Source organism: Streptomyces violaceusniger Tu 4113 (assembly GCF_000147815.2).
Taxonomy (GTDB): Bacteria; Actinomycetota; Actinomycetes; order Streptomycetales; family Streptomycetaceae; genus Streptomyces; species Streptomyces violaceusniger_A.
Window position 1 is genome coordinate 1848209 of record NC_015957.1, and the last position, 13100, is coordinate 1861308.

The following is a 13100-nucleotide window of genomic DNA, read 5'->3' on the forward strand; positions in this document are numbered from 1 at the left end:
AGGAGGGGTGCGTGACAATCAGCACGGGGGAATCACTCATCACCGCGGCCGACATCGACGACCTCATCAACCGGGTCCGGCTGACCGCGGGCGACCCCGGGGACCTGGAATCCGCCAAGGCCGCGCTCTTCTCCGGCGCCGCCCCGGACCCCGAGGCCGCGCGGCTCATCCGGCAGCGGCTGCTGGTGACCGCCCTGCACCACGGGGGCGCGCTGCTGGCCAAGCTGCTCAGCCGGCTGAGCGCCCGCGAAACCGCGATGGTGCGCCGGTACGCACACCGGCTCGCCAACTTCCTGGACACGCTGGAGGTCTGGGCGGCGCAGCCCATCATGCTCGTCCTGATGCGCTTCGGACTGCCTTACGAAGAGGCCGAGACGATCGCCGTCGCCGTACTGGTGCTCGTCTGGTGAGCATCCGGCCCCGGCGCCGCCGACGGGATACGGAACGGGGGTGCTAGGGGGTCACCGGTTCGGGTGGGGCGCGGCATCCGCGCACTTCACGGCCGCGGTGGCGGGTAGGGCACGGGCGAGACCAAGGAGAACGACCATGCGCCCTACCCGAATCCGCACGGCGATCGCACTCGGCCTGAGCGCCGGGGCCGTCGTGTGGACCGCGGCCGCCTCACCCGCCACCGCCTCCTCCCCGGCCGCCACGTCCGAGGACACCGCCTGGCGGGAGGCGGGGCACTACGACACCACCGCGGCCTGCAAGCGCGCGGGCAAGGCGGGCATCGAGCGGCACAAGTGGGACGAGTACAAGTGCCGCCCCGGCCGCAACGACAACTACGTCACGCTGTGGGCCAGAGGCGGCTCCGGCGCGGCGCGCGCCCTGACCGCCGGGCCGGCCGCCGGCTGAGATGCGACATGCCGCACTGCCGAAGGACCGCGCCGTGCGCGCCGCGGGCGGGGTATCGGCACTGATCGTGGTGGTCCTGGCCGGATGGGTGGCCGGGATGCTGAGGGTCAACGACCAGTGGCTCGCGCTCGCCTGTCCCCATCCCAGGGGCGCCACCGTGCTGACCCGGGTCGCCGTGGGCGTCCCGGTGCTGGGCGTCGGAGTGCTGCTGCTGGCCGAGCGCGAGGCCCGGCGCTACGGCGGCGCCCTGCTGGTGGCCGGCGGCCTGTGGCTGCTGCCCTCGGCCGCGGCCGGTCTGCTGGGCCTGGCCGACCTGGGCACCACCGGCGCCGTACTGTCCCTGCTGCTCGCCGCCGCCAAGATGGCCTGCCGCCCGCTGACCGTGCTGCTGCTGCCGCTGTGGCTGTTCCCCCGGGGCGGGCGCCGGCGGTGGCAGTGGTGGGTGATCAGCCTGGGCGCGTCCGGCTACTGGCTGGGGTACTCGGGGCTGTGGCTGATCAGCGAGCCCCGGGTGGGCTCCGTGCTGAACCCGGCGTTCGCCACCGCGGGCGGCCAGTGGGCCTTCGACCACCTCGACACCTACGCCGAGGCCGAACCCTGGGTGCTGCGCAGCGTCGCGGCGGCCGTGACCGCCGCCCTGTGCTGCCGCGCCGCCCTCTCGCGCGGCGCCGAGCGGCGCGACTGGGCGCTGCTGGCCGCCGCCTATCCCGCCTGTGTCTCGCTCCTCCTGTCCCAGTGGGGCGAGGGCGTACCCACCATCGTGGCCCGCACTGTCGGCAGCGCCGTATGGGCCGCCGCGATCTGCCTCGGCGTCGCCCGCACCGGCATATGGCGGCTGGACCGCTCCACCAGCCACCGCCTCGCCCGCGCCTTCGTGCTCACCTCACTGGCGGCCGTGGTGGTCTGCGCGGTCGTCGCCGTCCAGGCCGGACTCCCCTCCGTACGGAGCGGGGCCACCACTGTCACCGCCGGGTGCGCCCTGGTGCTGGGCTGGGGGCTGCGGCCCAGCGCCCGCTGGCTCACCCTCTGCGTCGAGCGCGCCTTCTACGGGCCCCGGGCCCGCCCGCATGAAGCCGTGAGCGCGCTCGCCGTAAGGCTGCAGCAGGCCCCGCACCCCGGCGAAGTGCCCCAGCAGATCTGCCGCAGCGCCGTGGAGGACCTCGGCGTCTCGGGCGCCGCCGTCAGCGTCGACACCCGCGCCGGGCCCCGGCGGCTGGCCTCCGAGGGGGCCCCGCTGACCGGCCCGGTCCAGACGTTCGTGCTGCGCCACCACGGCCGCACCGTCGGCCGCCTGGAGGTCTCCCGCGACGGCTCCGGCACCCCGGCGGAACGCGACAGCGGGCTGCTCTCCCTCCTCGCCGACCAGGCCGCCCCCGCGCTCGCCGCGCTGCGCCTGGCCGAGGAGGCCCAGGCCGCCCGGGAACGGCTGGTGCTCGCCCGCGAAGAGGAGCGCCGCCGGCTGCGCCGGGAGATCCACGACGGACTCGGCCCCCAACTGGCCGCCGTAAGGCTGCGCCTGGACATCGCGCAGACCTCCTGTCCGCCCGGCCACCCCGCCACCCCGCAACTGTGCGAGGCCGCCGAGACGCTCGCCGAGGCGCTGGTCGAGGTGCGGCGGATCACCGCGGGCCTGGCGCCTGCCGCGCTGGCCGAGCGCGGACTGACCGGTGCGGTCCGGGACCTTGCACACCGGCTGGGCGTCGCCGGGCTACGGGTCGGCGTGGCCAGCCACCCCGCCGCCCTGCCTCCGCTGTCGCCCGGCGTCGAGACGGCGGCGTACCGGATCGCGGCGGAGTCGCTGACCAACGCCGTACGACACGCCAGGGCGCGCCAAGTGAGCGTCGAGCTGACCGCGGGCCCGGACACCCTGGAGGTCAAGGTCACCGACGACGGCAGCGGACTGCGCGAGACCGCGGTGCCCGGTGTCGGCCTCGCGTCGGTCACCGAACGGGCCGAGGAGATCGGCGGCTCCTGCTCGGTGACCGGATCGGCGACCGGCACGGTGGTGCACGCGGTGCTGCCGCTCGCCGGACCGGGCGAACACGGGAACCCCGAGGAGCACCGGAAGCCCACGGGGCACGAGGCGTGCCGGGCGCTGCTCAAGACAAGTAGACCGATGAGCCGGGCGCCTTAGGGCGGCATGGAGCCTCCGGGTGCTGGGGACTTCCGGCTGAGCCCGCCGTCTTGGGGCGATTGGTTGAGCGGAAGGGGAGCGTAGAGCCTCCGGGTGCTTGGCCTGACCGGCCGGGGCGCCTGCCAGTGGCAACCGAGGCGAGCCGCAGGGTGCGGTAGGGCGTCCGGGCGCTGGGGCCTTCCGGCCGGGCCCCGCCATCCCGGGGCGATTGGCTGAGCAGAAGGGCGCCGTAGAGCTTCCGGATGCTTGGCCTGACCGGCCGGGGCACCTCCCAGCAGCAACCAAGGCGAGCCGAAGGGTGCCCTAGCGCATCGGGCGCTTGGGTCTTCCGGCGAGTGAACCGAAGGGGCGCGTCGCTGTCGAAAGGGAGACGCGCACAGGGAGCGAGGGCTCCGATCGATATGCGGCTCCGCCGCGTGGGCGACCGAGCACGTCGACCGTCGACAGGGGGTACCTCCCAGCGGTAGCTGGGGGCGACTTTTGCGCCCCGGAGGCGAACCGAGCCTCAAAACAAGAAGGAGGCAGCGTGCCGCAGTGGCGGGTACTGCTGGTGGACGATCATCCCCTCTTCCGTGAGGGTCTGGCCGCCGCCGTGAATCTCGATGACGCCTTCGCCGTGGTCGGTCAGGCGGCCTGCGCGGACGGGGCGATAGCCGAGGCCGTACGCACCGGTCCGGATCTGGTGGTGATGGATCTCGGGCTGCCGGGCCGGTCCGGTCTGGAGGCGACGCGGCGGATCTTGTGTGATCACCCCGAGATCCGGGTGCTGGTCATGACGATGTCCGAGGACGACGACAGTCTGTTGGCCGCCGTGCGCGCGGGGGCCCGCGGCTATCTGCTCAAGGGCGCGGGCCGGGACGAGATCCTGCGGGCGCTGCACACCGTGGCGCGGGGCGGCGCGGTCTTCAGCCCGCGGATGGCGGAGCGGCTCGGCGCGCTGGTCGGCGCCTCGGGTTCGGCGTCCGCCAAGGAGGCGTTCCCGACCCTGACGGCCCGGGAGCGGGAGGTGCTGGACCTGCTCGCGGCGGGTCTCGGCTACCGTCAGATCGCCCAGCGGCTGGTGGTCACCGACAAGACGGTGCGCAATCACGTCGGCTCGATCTTCGCCAAGCTCCAAGTGCGCGACCGCGCCCAGGCGATCGTGCGCGCCCGGCAGGCAGGGCTGGGAGGCGAATGACTCGCTCCCCCTCGTGGCTGATACTGGGGGGCGTTATGGAATACCTCATCCTTGCCGTAGTCATCGCTGTGGTCGCGGTCGCCGCGATCAGCGGGCTCGTGATCAGCGGCCGCAAGAAGAAGCGGCTGCCCCCGCCCCCGCCCAGCAGCCCCACCGTCACCGCGCCGCCCGCCGAACCGCACGTCGGCGAGGAGGCCGAAACCCCGCGTGAGGAACCACGCAGAACCATCGAGGAGGTGGACCTTCCGGGGACCGAGGCCCCGGCCGCGGAGGCACCCGCAGCCGCCCCGCCCGAGGTCCCGCCGATCGAGGTCCCGGAGCCGACCGCCGGCCGGCTGGTCCGGCTGCGCGCCCGGCTGTCCCGCTCCCAGACCACTTTGGGCAAGGGGCTGCTGACGCTGCTGTCCCGGGAGCATCTCGACGACGACACCTGGGAGGAGATCGAGGACACGCTGCTGACCGCCGACGTCGGTGTGGCGCCGACCGAGGAGCTGGTCGAGCGGCTGCGGGAGCGCGTCAAGGTGCTCGGCACCCGTAGCCCCGACGAGCTGCGCGGTCTGCTGCGTGAGGAGCTGCTGCGCCTCATCGGGACCGAGGCCGACCGTTCGGTGCACACCGAGAGCGGTGTGGGTGCGAACGGTGAGGAGAAGCCGGGCGTCGTCATGGTCGTCGGCGTCAATGGCACCGGTAAGACCACCACGACCGGCAAGCTGGCCCGGGTGCTCGTCGCGGACGGCAAGTCCGTGGTGCTCGGCGCGGCCGACACCTTCCGCGCCGCCGCCGCCGATCAGCTGCAGACCTGGGGCGAGCGGGTCGGAGCCCGTACGGTCCGGGGGCCGGAGGCCGGCGACCCGGCGTCGGTCGCCTTCGACGCGGTGAAGGAGGGCATCGCGGAGAGCGCGGACGTCGTCCTGATCGATACCGCTGGGCGGCTGCACACCAAGACCGGTCTGATGGACGAGCTGGGCAAGGTCAAGCGGGTCGTGGAGAAGCACGGCGCGGTGGACGAGGTGCTGCTCGTCCTCGACGCCACGACCGGGCAGAACGGCCTGGTGCAGGCGCGGGTGTTCGCGGAGGTCGTGGACATCACCGGCATCGTGCTGACCAAGCTGGACGGCACCGCCAAGGGCGGCATCGTCGTCGCGGTCCAGCGTGAGCTGAAGGTCCCGGTCAAGTTGGTGGGGCTGGGCGAGGGCGCGGATGATCTCGCGCCGTTCGAGCCGGAGGCGTTCGTCGACGCGCTGATCGGCGGCTGAGGCCGTGGTGGGGGGATCACCCGTAGCGCGCCGGACGGGCCGGGGTTGACTCCCGGCCCGTCCGGCGTTCGTGTACGGCTTTCACAGCGCCCGGGTACGGGCACAGCGCCCGGGTACGGGCACAGCGCCCGGGTACGGGCACAGCGCCCGGGTACGGGCACAGCGCCCGGGTACGGGCACAGCGCCCGGGTACGGGCACAGCGCCCGGGTACGGGCACAGCGCCCGCGTACGGGCACAGCGCCCGCGTACGGGCACAGCGCCCGCGTACGGGCACAGCGCCCCGCGTACGGGCACAGCGCCCGGGTACGGGGGGCGCTTGCGTAAGAGGGGAGCTGCCTCAGGCCCCGGCCCGGTGGCTCAGGTAGGCGAGGGTGCCCAGGACCAGCCGGGCGTGCGGCGGGCGGCCCGCGGTGTCGAGGGTCGGCGGGCGCAGCCAGCGGACCGGTCCGAGGCCGCCGAGGTCCGAGGGCGGGGCGGTGATGTGGTCGCCCGGGCCCAGACAGCGCAGATCGAGGTCGGCGTCGTCCCAGCCCATGCGGTACAGCAGCTCGGGGAGTTCGGCGGCGGCGCCGGGGGCGACGAAGAACTGGGCGCGCCCGTGCGGGGTGACGGCCACCGGGCCGAGGGGCAGCCCCATCCGCTCCAGCCGGACCAGCGCGTGTCCGCCCGCGTACTCCGCGACCTCCAGGACGTCGAACGAGCGGCCCAGGGGCAGCAGCACGGCCGCCCCGGGGACCTGCTCCCACGCGGCCGCGGCGGCGTCCATCGTGGCGCCCGCCGGGACGCCGGGGGCGAAGGAGAGCGGATGCGCGCCGGGGGAGGGACAGCCGTGGTCACCGCATGAACATTCGTTTCTGCCGCCCCCCGAGCTCCGTGCCGCCCGCGCGCCCGGCACCACGTCCCAGCCCCACAGACCGGTGTACTCCGCCACCGTCGTGGACTCGGACGTACGGCCGCGGCGCCGTGAGCCGGACCGCATGTCCCGGTTGCCGCCGATCGTGAAGCCCATGCCCCCTCCAACGGGTCCCGCTCTGGATGGTTACGAGCCGGAACGTCGCGATGACGCTCCGTCGCCGATGAGGCGCGGCAGAGTGCGCTCCGATGTGACGGAGGTGGTGAGGCGCGACCCGTGCGCCCCCGCCTGCACCCCTTCACCTGTTTCCCGTCGCCCCGGTGTCAAGTGAATCGTGCGAACCGGTAACCGGGTTCATTCGAAGGGGTGGCGAATGGTGGCGTTTTCGGGAACCGCCTCGCCGGGGGCGTGATCGTAGGATTACTTTCAGTGCACAGTCCCTGGATGTGGTGCTCGCTCGAACGCGAGCTGACGACGGGCGGAGTACGGATCGGTACATGCCCCTGGCATGAGGCGGTTCCCTGTCGGGACGGTTGATACGTCGCATCCCGGGGACAACTGACCGTGACAGAAGGCATTCTGGTGGCGGTTCGGGAAGATTCGTGGGATGGGGGCGTTCCGGGTGGGTGACGGCGGCGGCGGTGCTGGGAAGCGCCCCAATGCGCAATTGCAGTCATGGTTCGTGCGCAGCGGCTGGTCGAAGGGGGAGCTGGCGCGCCAAGTCAACCGCAGAGCGCGGCAGTTAGGTGCCCACCACATCAGCACGGACACCTCGCGGGTGCGCCGCTGGCTGGATGGCGAGCAGCCCCGGGAGCCGATTCCGCAGATTCTCTCCGAGCTGTTCTCCGAGCGCTTCGGCTGTGTGGTCGGCATCGAGGATCTCGGGCTGCGCGCCGTCCACCGGTCACCGTCCGTGTCCGGTGTGGATCTTCCCTGGGCCGGGCCCGAAACGGTCGCGCTGATCGGCGAGTTCTCCCGCAGCGATCTGATGCTCGCCCGCCGCGGCTTCCTCGGCACCTCGCTCGCGCTGTCCGCGGGCCCCGCCCTCATCGAGCCGATGCAGCGCTGGCTGGTGCCCTCCACGAGCGGACAGCCCGGCGGCGCCAGGGCGGCGGACGGCGGGCGCACGCGCCGGCTCTCCCGGCTCTCCGAGCCCGAGCTGGAGCTGCTGGAGTCCACCATCGTGATGTTCCGCGCCTGGGACGCCCAGTGCGGCGGCGGGCTGCGCCGCAAGGCGGTGGTCGGCCAGCTGCACGAGGTGACCGATCTGCTGCAGGAGCCGCACCCGGAGGCGGTCTCCCGGCGGCTGTTCAAGGTCGCGGGCGAGCTTGCCCAGCTGGCCGGGTGGATGAGCTATGACGTCGGGCTCCAGCCCACCGCGCAGAAGTACTTCGTGCTCGCCCTCCACGCCGCCAAGGAGTCCGGGGACCGCCCCCTCGGCTCGTACATCCTCTCCGGTATGAGCCGCCAGATGATCCACGTCGGCCGGCCCGACGACGCGCTGGAGCTGATCCACCTCGCGCAGTACGGCAGCCGGGAGAACGCCACCCCGCGTACCCAGGCCATGCTGTATGCGATGGAGGCCCGTGCCTACGCCAACATGGGCCAGCCCAGCAAATGCCACCGCGCGGTGAAGATGGCCGAGGACACCTTCGCCGACTGCGCCAAGGGCGACGGCGACCCCGACTGGATCCGCTTCTTCTCCGAGGCCGAGCTCAACGCGGAGAACGCCCACTCCTACCGCGATCTCGCCTATGTCGCCGGCCGCAGCCCCACCTACGCCAAGATGGCCGACCCCGTGATGCGCCAGGCCGTGAAGCTCTTCGGCCAGGAGGCGGAGAACGATGCGGGCCCCCAGCGTTCGTATGCGCTCAATCTGATCGGCATGGCCACCGTCCATCTCCTCCAGAGGGAGCCGGAGCAGGCCGCCGGGGTCGCCCGCCTGGCGCTGCCGCTCGCCAAGCGGGTCCGCTCGGAGCGGGTCAACAACCGGCTGCGCAAGACCGTGGACACGGCGGTGCGCCAGTTCGGCGACGTGCCTCAGGTCGCCGATCTCGGCGTGCGGCTGGCCACCCTCATGCCCGACACGCCGGGAGCCGCGGGGCCCGGCCAGGCCGTCTGAGCGGTCCCGGCGGTGGTTGCGACACGGTAACGGAGGGCTCCGCCCCGACAGCCGCGGTTCATCGGCGCGTAACACTCCCGCGGCCTTCGTCACTGCGGTGAAACATCGGGCGGCATCGGCTGAAACGGTGCTGCGCCAACCTCGAGGCGAATACCGGCCCCCCGATGTCCTGCCCGCACGGGCCGTCGTTTCGAGGAGACGTCCACATTGAATGGCGCAAATACCGCGTTCGTATTGATCAGCGCCGCGCTCGTGATGCTGATGACCCCTGGCCTGGCCTTCTTCTACGGCGGCATGGTGCGGGTGAAGAGCGCCCTGAACATGCTGATGATGTCCTTCATCTCGCTCGGCGTCGTCTCGCTGCTGTGGGTGCTGTTCGGCTACTCGCTCACCTTCGGCGATGACATCGGCGGCGGGCTGCTGGGCAATCTCGACCACATCGGCTTCAAGGGCATCGAGCCGACGTCGCTGTGGGGCGAGAAGCCCGACGCGATCCCGGTCCTGGCCTTCGCGCTCTTCCAGCTCATGTTCGCGGTGATCACCCCCGCGCTGATCAGCGGAGCCGTCGCCGACCGCGTCAAGTTCGGCGCCTGGGCCCTGTTCATCACCGTGTGGACCACGGTCGTCTACTTCCCGGTGGCCCACTGGGTCTGGCAGGCCGACGGCTGGCTGTTCAAGAAGGAGGTCATCGACTTCGCGGGCGGCACGGCGGTCCACATCAACGCGGGCGCCGCGGGCCTGGCCGTGGCCCTCGTGCTCGGCAAGCGCATCGGCTTCAAGAAGGACCCGATGCGCCCGCACAACCTGCCGCTGGTGATGCTCGGCTCCGGTCTGCTGTGGTTCGGCTGGTTCGGCTTCAACGCCGGCTCCGCCCTCGCCGCCAATGGGACCGCCGCCAACATGGCCTTCAACACCCAGGTCGCCACCGGTGTCGCGATGCTCGGCTGGCTCGCCTACGAGCGCATCCGGCACGGCGCGTTCACCACGCTGGGCGCCGCCTCCGGCGCGGTCGCGGGCCTGGTCGCCATCACCCCCTCGGGTGCGGCGGTGAACGCCTGGGGCGCCATCGTGATCGGCCTGGTCGCCGGTGTCGTCTGCTCCTGGGCCGTCAGCCTCAAGTACAAGCTGGGCTACGACGACTCGCTCGACGTGGTCGGGGTGCACCTGGTCGGCGGTCTCATCGGCACCCTCCTGGTCGGCGTCCTGGCCACCGACGGTGTCGGCGGCGCGGCCCAGCTCGGCAAGCAGGCGCTCGGCGCCTTCACGGTGCTGCTCTACTCCTTCGTCGTCTCCTGGATCCTCGCCAAGCTCATCGACGTCACCATCGGCTTCCGGGCCAGTGAGGACGAGGAGCTCGGCGGCATCGACCAGGCGTTCCACGCCGAGACCGCCTATGACTTCAGCGCGGTGGGCGGATCCGCCCGTAGTACGGTGCCCGCCGCGACCGGCGCGTCCGCGCCGCAGAAGCCGCACAACAAGAAGGTGGACGCGTGAAGCTCATCACCGCAGTCGTGAAGCCGCACCGGCTCGACGAGATCAAGGAAGCGCTGCAGGCGTTCGGCGTCCAGGGCCTGACCGTCACCGAGGCCAGCGGCTACGGCCGTCAGCGGGGCCACACCGAGGTCTACCGGGGCGCGGAGTACACCGTCGACCTGGTGCCCAAGGTGCGCATAGAGGTGCTGGTCGAGGACGAGGACGCCGACGACCTCGTCGATGTGGTGGTCAAGGCCGCGCGCACCGGAAAGATCGGGGACGGCAAGGTCTGGAGCGTCCCCGTCGAGACCGCCGTCCGGGTCCGGACCGGAGAGCGCGGCCCGGACGCCCTCTGAGGGCCGGGGCCGGGACGCCCTCCGAGGGCCGCGGCCCGGGACGCCCTCCGAGGGCCCGGCACGAGCCGGACAACCAGTCGCACGCTGACAGGGAGCCGAGTTGACGGAAAGCCTCGAGACCACGACCGACACCACCGACTCGGGGCCCGGCGGCTACGCGGCGGCCCGGCTGCGACTCCTCCAGGAGGGGTCGCGGCCCGGGCCGCCGCGCCGTTCCGCCCTGGCCGAACTCACCGACCAGTGGCTGGCCGCGCTGCTCACCGGCGGGGCGCAGACCGCCGGGATCGGCCGGGGCGTCGCCCTGGTGGCGGTCGGCGGCTACGGACGCGGCGAACTCTCCCCGCGCAGCGACCTCGATGTGCTGCTGCTGCACGACGGCTCCGCCGACCGCTCGGCCCTCGCCGCGCTCGCCGACCACGTCTGGTACCCGGTCTGGGACATGGGCCTCGCCCTCGACCACTCGGTGCGCACTCCCGACGAGGCCCGCGCGACCGCCGCCGAGGAGCTGAAGGTCCAGCTCGGCCTGCTCGACGCCCGCCACATCGCGGGCGACCAGGCGCTCACCGCCGATCTGCGCACCACCGTCCTCGCCGACTGGCGCGCCCAGGCCCCGCGGCGGCTGCCCGAGCTCCACGCGCTGTGCCAGGAGCGCGCCGAGCGCCACGGTGAGCTGCAGTTCCTGCTCGAACCCGATCTGAAGGAGGCCCGCGGCGGGCTCCGCGACGCCACCGCGCTGCGCGCCATCGCCGCCTCCTGGCTCGCCGACGCCCCCCGCGAGGGCCTCGACGACGCACGGCGGCGGCTGCTGGACGCCCGCGACGCGCTCCATCTGTCCACTGGCCGCGCCGCCGACCGCCTCGCGCTCCAGGAACAGGACCAGGTCGCGGACGCCCTCGGGCTGCTGGACGCCGACGCCCTGCTGCGCCAGATCTACGAATCCGCCCGGATCATCTCCTACGCGAGCGATGTCACCTGGCGCGAGGTCGAGCGGGTGCTGCGCGCCCGCTCGGCCGCCCGGCCCCGGTTGCGCGGACTGCTCGGCGGCCTCGGCGGGCGCTCTGGCGGCCGTGCGGGCGCCGGAGGCGGCGCGGACACGGGGGAGCGCAGCCCGCTCGCCGAGGGCGTCGTGGAACAGGACGGCGAGGTGGTGCTGGCCCGCACCGCACGCCCCGACCGTGACCCCGTGCTCACTCTGCGGGCCGCCGCGGCCGCCGCCCAGGCCGGACTTCCGCTGTCGCCGCACGCCGTAAGGCGGCTGTCCACCGCCGCCCGGCCGTTGCCCGTGCCGTGGCCGCCCGAGGCCAGGGAGCAGCTGATCACGCTGCTGGGCGCGGGCGAGTCCACCGTCGGCGTGTGGGAGGCCCTGGAGGCCGAGGGGCTGATCACCCGGCTGCTGCCGGACTGGGAGCGGGTGCGCTGCCGTCCGCAGCGCAACGCCGTCCACCGCTGGACCGTGGACCGGCATCTGGTCGAGACCGCGGTCCGGGCCAGCGCGTTCAGCCGCCGGGTCGGCCGCCCCGATCTGCTGCTGGTCGCCGCGCTGCTGCACGACATCGGCAAGGGCTGGCCCGGCGACCACTCGGTGGCCGGGGAGACCATCGCCCGCGACGTCGCCGCCCGCATCGGCTTCGACCGCGCGGACGTCGCGGTCCTCGCCGCCCTCGTACGCCACCATCTGCTGCTCGTCGAGACCGCCACCCGGCGCGACCTGGACGACCCGGCCACGGTGCGCTCGGTCGCCGAGGCGGTCGGCGGCGCCACCACCCTGGAACTGCTGCACGCCCTCACCGAGGCCGACGCACTCGCCACCGGCCCCGCGGCCTGGAGCGCCTGGCGCGGCTCTCTCGTGGCCGACCTGGTCAAGCGGGTCTCGGCGGTGCTCGCGGGCGAACCCGCCGACGACTGGTCCACCCCGCAGCAGACGACGGCCGAACAGGAACGCCTGGCGATCGAGGCATGGCGCACCGGCGGCCCGGTGCTGGCCCTGCACGCACGCTCCGAGGCGATGGCACCGGCCGAGGCGGGCCTCCTTACGGGTGGCCTCCCTGCAGACGGACTCCTTACGGCCGCCGCCGAAGGGCCGCCGGAAGAAGGGACCACCGGCCCCGAGCCGATCGGCGTGGAACTGCTCATCGCCGTCCCCGACCAGCCCGGCGTCCTGCCCACGGCGGCCGGCGTCCTGGCCCTGCACCGCCTTACGGTGCGCGCGGCGGACCTGCGCGCCCTCGAGCTGCCGTCGGCGCTGGACGCGGCGGGCGCGGCGGCCGGGGTGCTGCTGCTGAGCTGGCGGGTCGCGGCCGAGTACGGTTCCCTGCCGCAGGCCGCCCGACTCCGGAACGACCTGGTGCGCGCCCTGGACGGCTCGCTCGACATCGTCGCCCGCCTCGCCGAGCGCGAGGCCGCCTACCGCAAGTACCCACGCCGCCGCGGGGTGCACGCCCCGCCACCACGGGTGACGGTCGCACCCGGCAGCTCCCAGCTCGCCACGGTGATCGAGGTCCGCGCCCAGGACGCCCCCGGTCTGCTGCACCGGATCGGCCGTGCCCTGGAGCACACCGGGGTCGCGGTGCGCAGCGCCCATGCCTCCACCCTCGGCGCCAACGCGGTGGATGCGTTCTATGTCACGGACAGCTCCGGCGCCCCCCTGAAGCCCATGCACGCGGCCGAGGTGGCCCAAAAGGTCGAGCGAGCGCTGACCAGCCCGTCCGACGCTTGAGGAGCGAGGTGCCACTTCCCAGCCCTTGCGGCGTTTGAGAAGCGGGGTCCGGGGCGGAGCCCCGGCGGGGGCGCGGGGGCGGAGCCCCCGGAACGGGGCCCGCGGCGCAGCCCCGGTTCGGGAAGGGGCGGGGAGGGAAAAGGACGCCCCGTCCGGG

Annotated in this window: 10 protein-coding genes; 9 read left to right on the forward strand and 1 reads right to left on the reverse strand. The window is 73.4% G+C overall.

Going from position 1 to position 13100, the window contains the following annotated elements; translation table 11 throughout:
• Positions 1-11 precede the first annotated feature (11 nt).
• From STRVI_RS08265 to ftsY, 5 genes are all read left to right on the forward strand, one after another.
• Positions 12-410: a hypothetical protein gene (locus tag STRVI_RS08265; RefSeq protein ID WP_014055176.1), complete on the forward strand. Its 399-nt coding sequence runs from the start codon at positions 12-14 to the stop codon at positions 408-410.
• A gap of 136 nt (positions 411-546) precedes the next feature.
• Entirely contained in the window at positions 547-855 is a 309-nt protein-coding gene (locus tag STRVI_RS08270) for a hypothetical protein (RefSeq protein WP_014055177.1), read from the forward strand.
• A gap of 1 nt (position 856) precedes the next feature.
• Positions 857-2989 (forward strand): sensor histidine kinase, encoded by a 2133-nt coding sequence (locus tag STRVI_RS55510; RefSeq protein WP_106685638.1) that lies wholly within the window; start codon positions 857-859, stop codon positions 2987-2989.
• Between the two features lie 526 nt (positions 2990-3515).
• A complete protein-coding gene (locus tag STRVI_RS08280; protein WP_014055179.1) occupies positions 3516-4166 on the forward strand; it encodes a response regulator in 651 nt (216 codons plus the stop codon).
• A gap of 35 nt (positions 4167-4201) precedes the next feature.
• Positions 4202-5422 carry a signal recognition particle-docking protein FtsY gene (gene ftsY / locus STRVI_RS08285; RefSeq protein WP_043235588.1) on the forward strand — a complete coding sequence of 407 codons (1221 nt, stop codon included), beginning with the start codon at positions 4202-4204 and terminating at the stop codon, positions 5420-5422.
• Positions 5423-5760: 338 nt separating this feature from the next.
• Here the strand turns inward: ftsY and STRVI_RS08290 are convergent, their stop codons facing one another.
• Complete coding sequence (locus STRVI_RS08290) at positions 5761-6432, reverse strand: bifunctional DNA primase/polymerase (protein WP_014055181.1); 672 nt, start codon at positions 6430-6432, stop codon at positions 5761-5763.
• Between the two features lie 451 nt (positions 6433-6883).
• On the opposite strand from STRVI_RS08290, the gene nsdA reads away from it, so the two are divergent.
• The 4 genes from nsdA (at position 6884) to STRVI_RS08310 (ending at position 12943) form a co-directional block, all read left to right on the forward strand.
• Positions 6884-8398 (forward strand): transcriptional repressor NsdA, encoded by a 1515-nt coding sequence (gene nsdA / locus STRVI_RS08295; RefSeq protein ID WP_014055182.1) that lies wholly within the window; start codon positions 6884-6886, stop codon positions 8396-8398.
• Positions 8399-8605: 207 nt separating this feature from the next.
• A complete protein-coding gene (locus STRVI_RS08300) occupies positions 8606-9892 on the forward strand; it encodes an ammonium transporter (protein ID WP_014055183.1) in 1287 nt (428 codons plus the stop codon).
• Positions 9889-10227 (forward strand): P-II family nitrogen regulator, encoded by a 339-nt coding sequence (locus STRVI_RS08305; RefSeq protein ID WP_014055184.1) that lies wholly within the window; start codon positions 9889-9891, stop codon positions 10225-10227. Before STRVI_RS08300 ends, STRVI_RS08305 begins: the two co-directional genes overlap by 4 nt.
• Before the next feature lie 100 nt (positions 10228-10327).
• Positions 10328-12943 (forward strand): [protein-PII] uridylyltransferase, encoded by a 2616-nt coding sequence (locus STRVI_RS08310; RefSeq protein WP_014055185.1) that lies wholly within the window; start codon positions 10328-10330, stop codon positions 12941-12943.
• Positions 12944-13100: the final 157 nt, after the last annotated feature.

What these genes read in the sequence shown, in the direction of transcription:
- STRVI_RS08270 (WP_014055177.1), top strand. Translation starts at nt 547, where the DNA reads ATGCGCCCTACCCGAATCCGCACGGCGATCGCACTCGGCCTGAGCGCC.
- STRVI_RS55510 (WP_106685638.1), top strand. Translation starts at nt 857, where the DNA reads ATGCGACATGCCGCACTGCCGAAGGACCGCGCCGTGCGCGCCGCGGGC.
- ftsY (WP_043235588.1), top strand. Translation starts at nt 4,202, where the DNA reads ATGGAATACCTCATCCTTGCCGTAGTCATCGCTGTGGTCGCGGTCGCC.
- STRVI_RS08290 (WP_014055181.1), bottom strand. Translation starts at nt 6,432, where the DNA reads ATGGGCTTCACGATCGGCGGCAACCGGGACATGCGGTCCGGCTCACGG.
- nsdA (WP_014055182.1), top strand. Translation starts at nt 6,884, where the DNA reads ATGGGGGCGTTCCGGGTGGGTGACGGCGGCGGCGGTGCTGGGAAGCGC.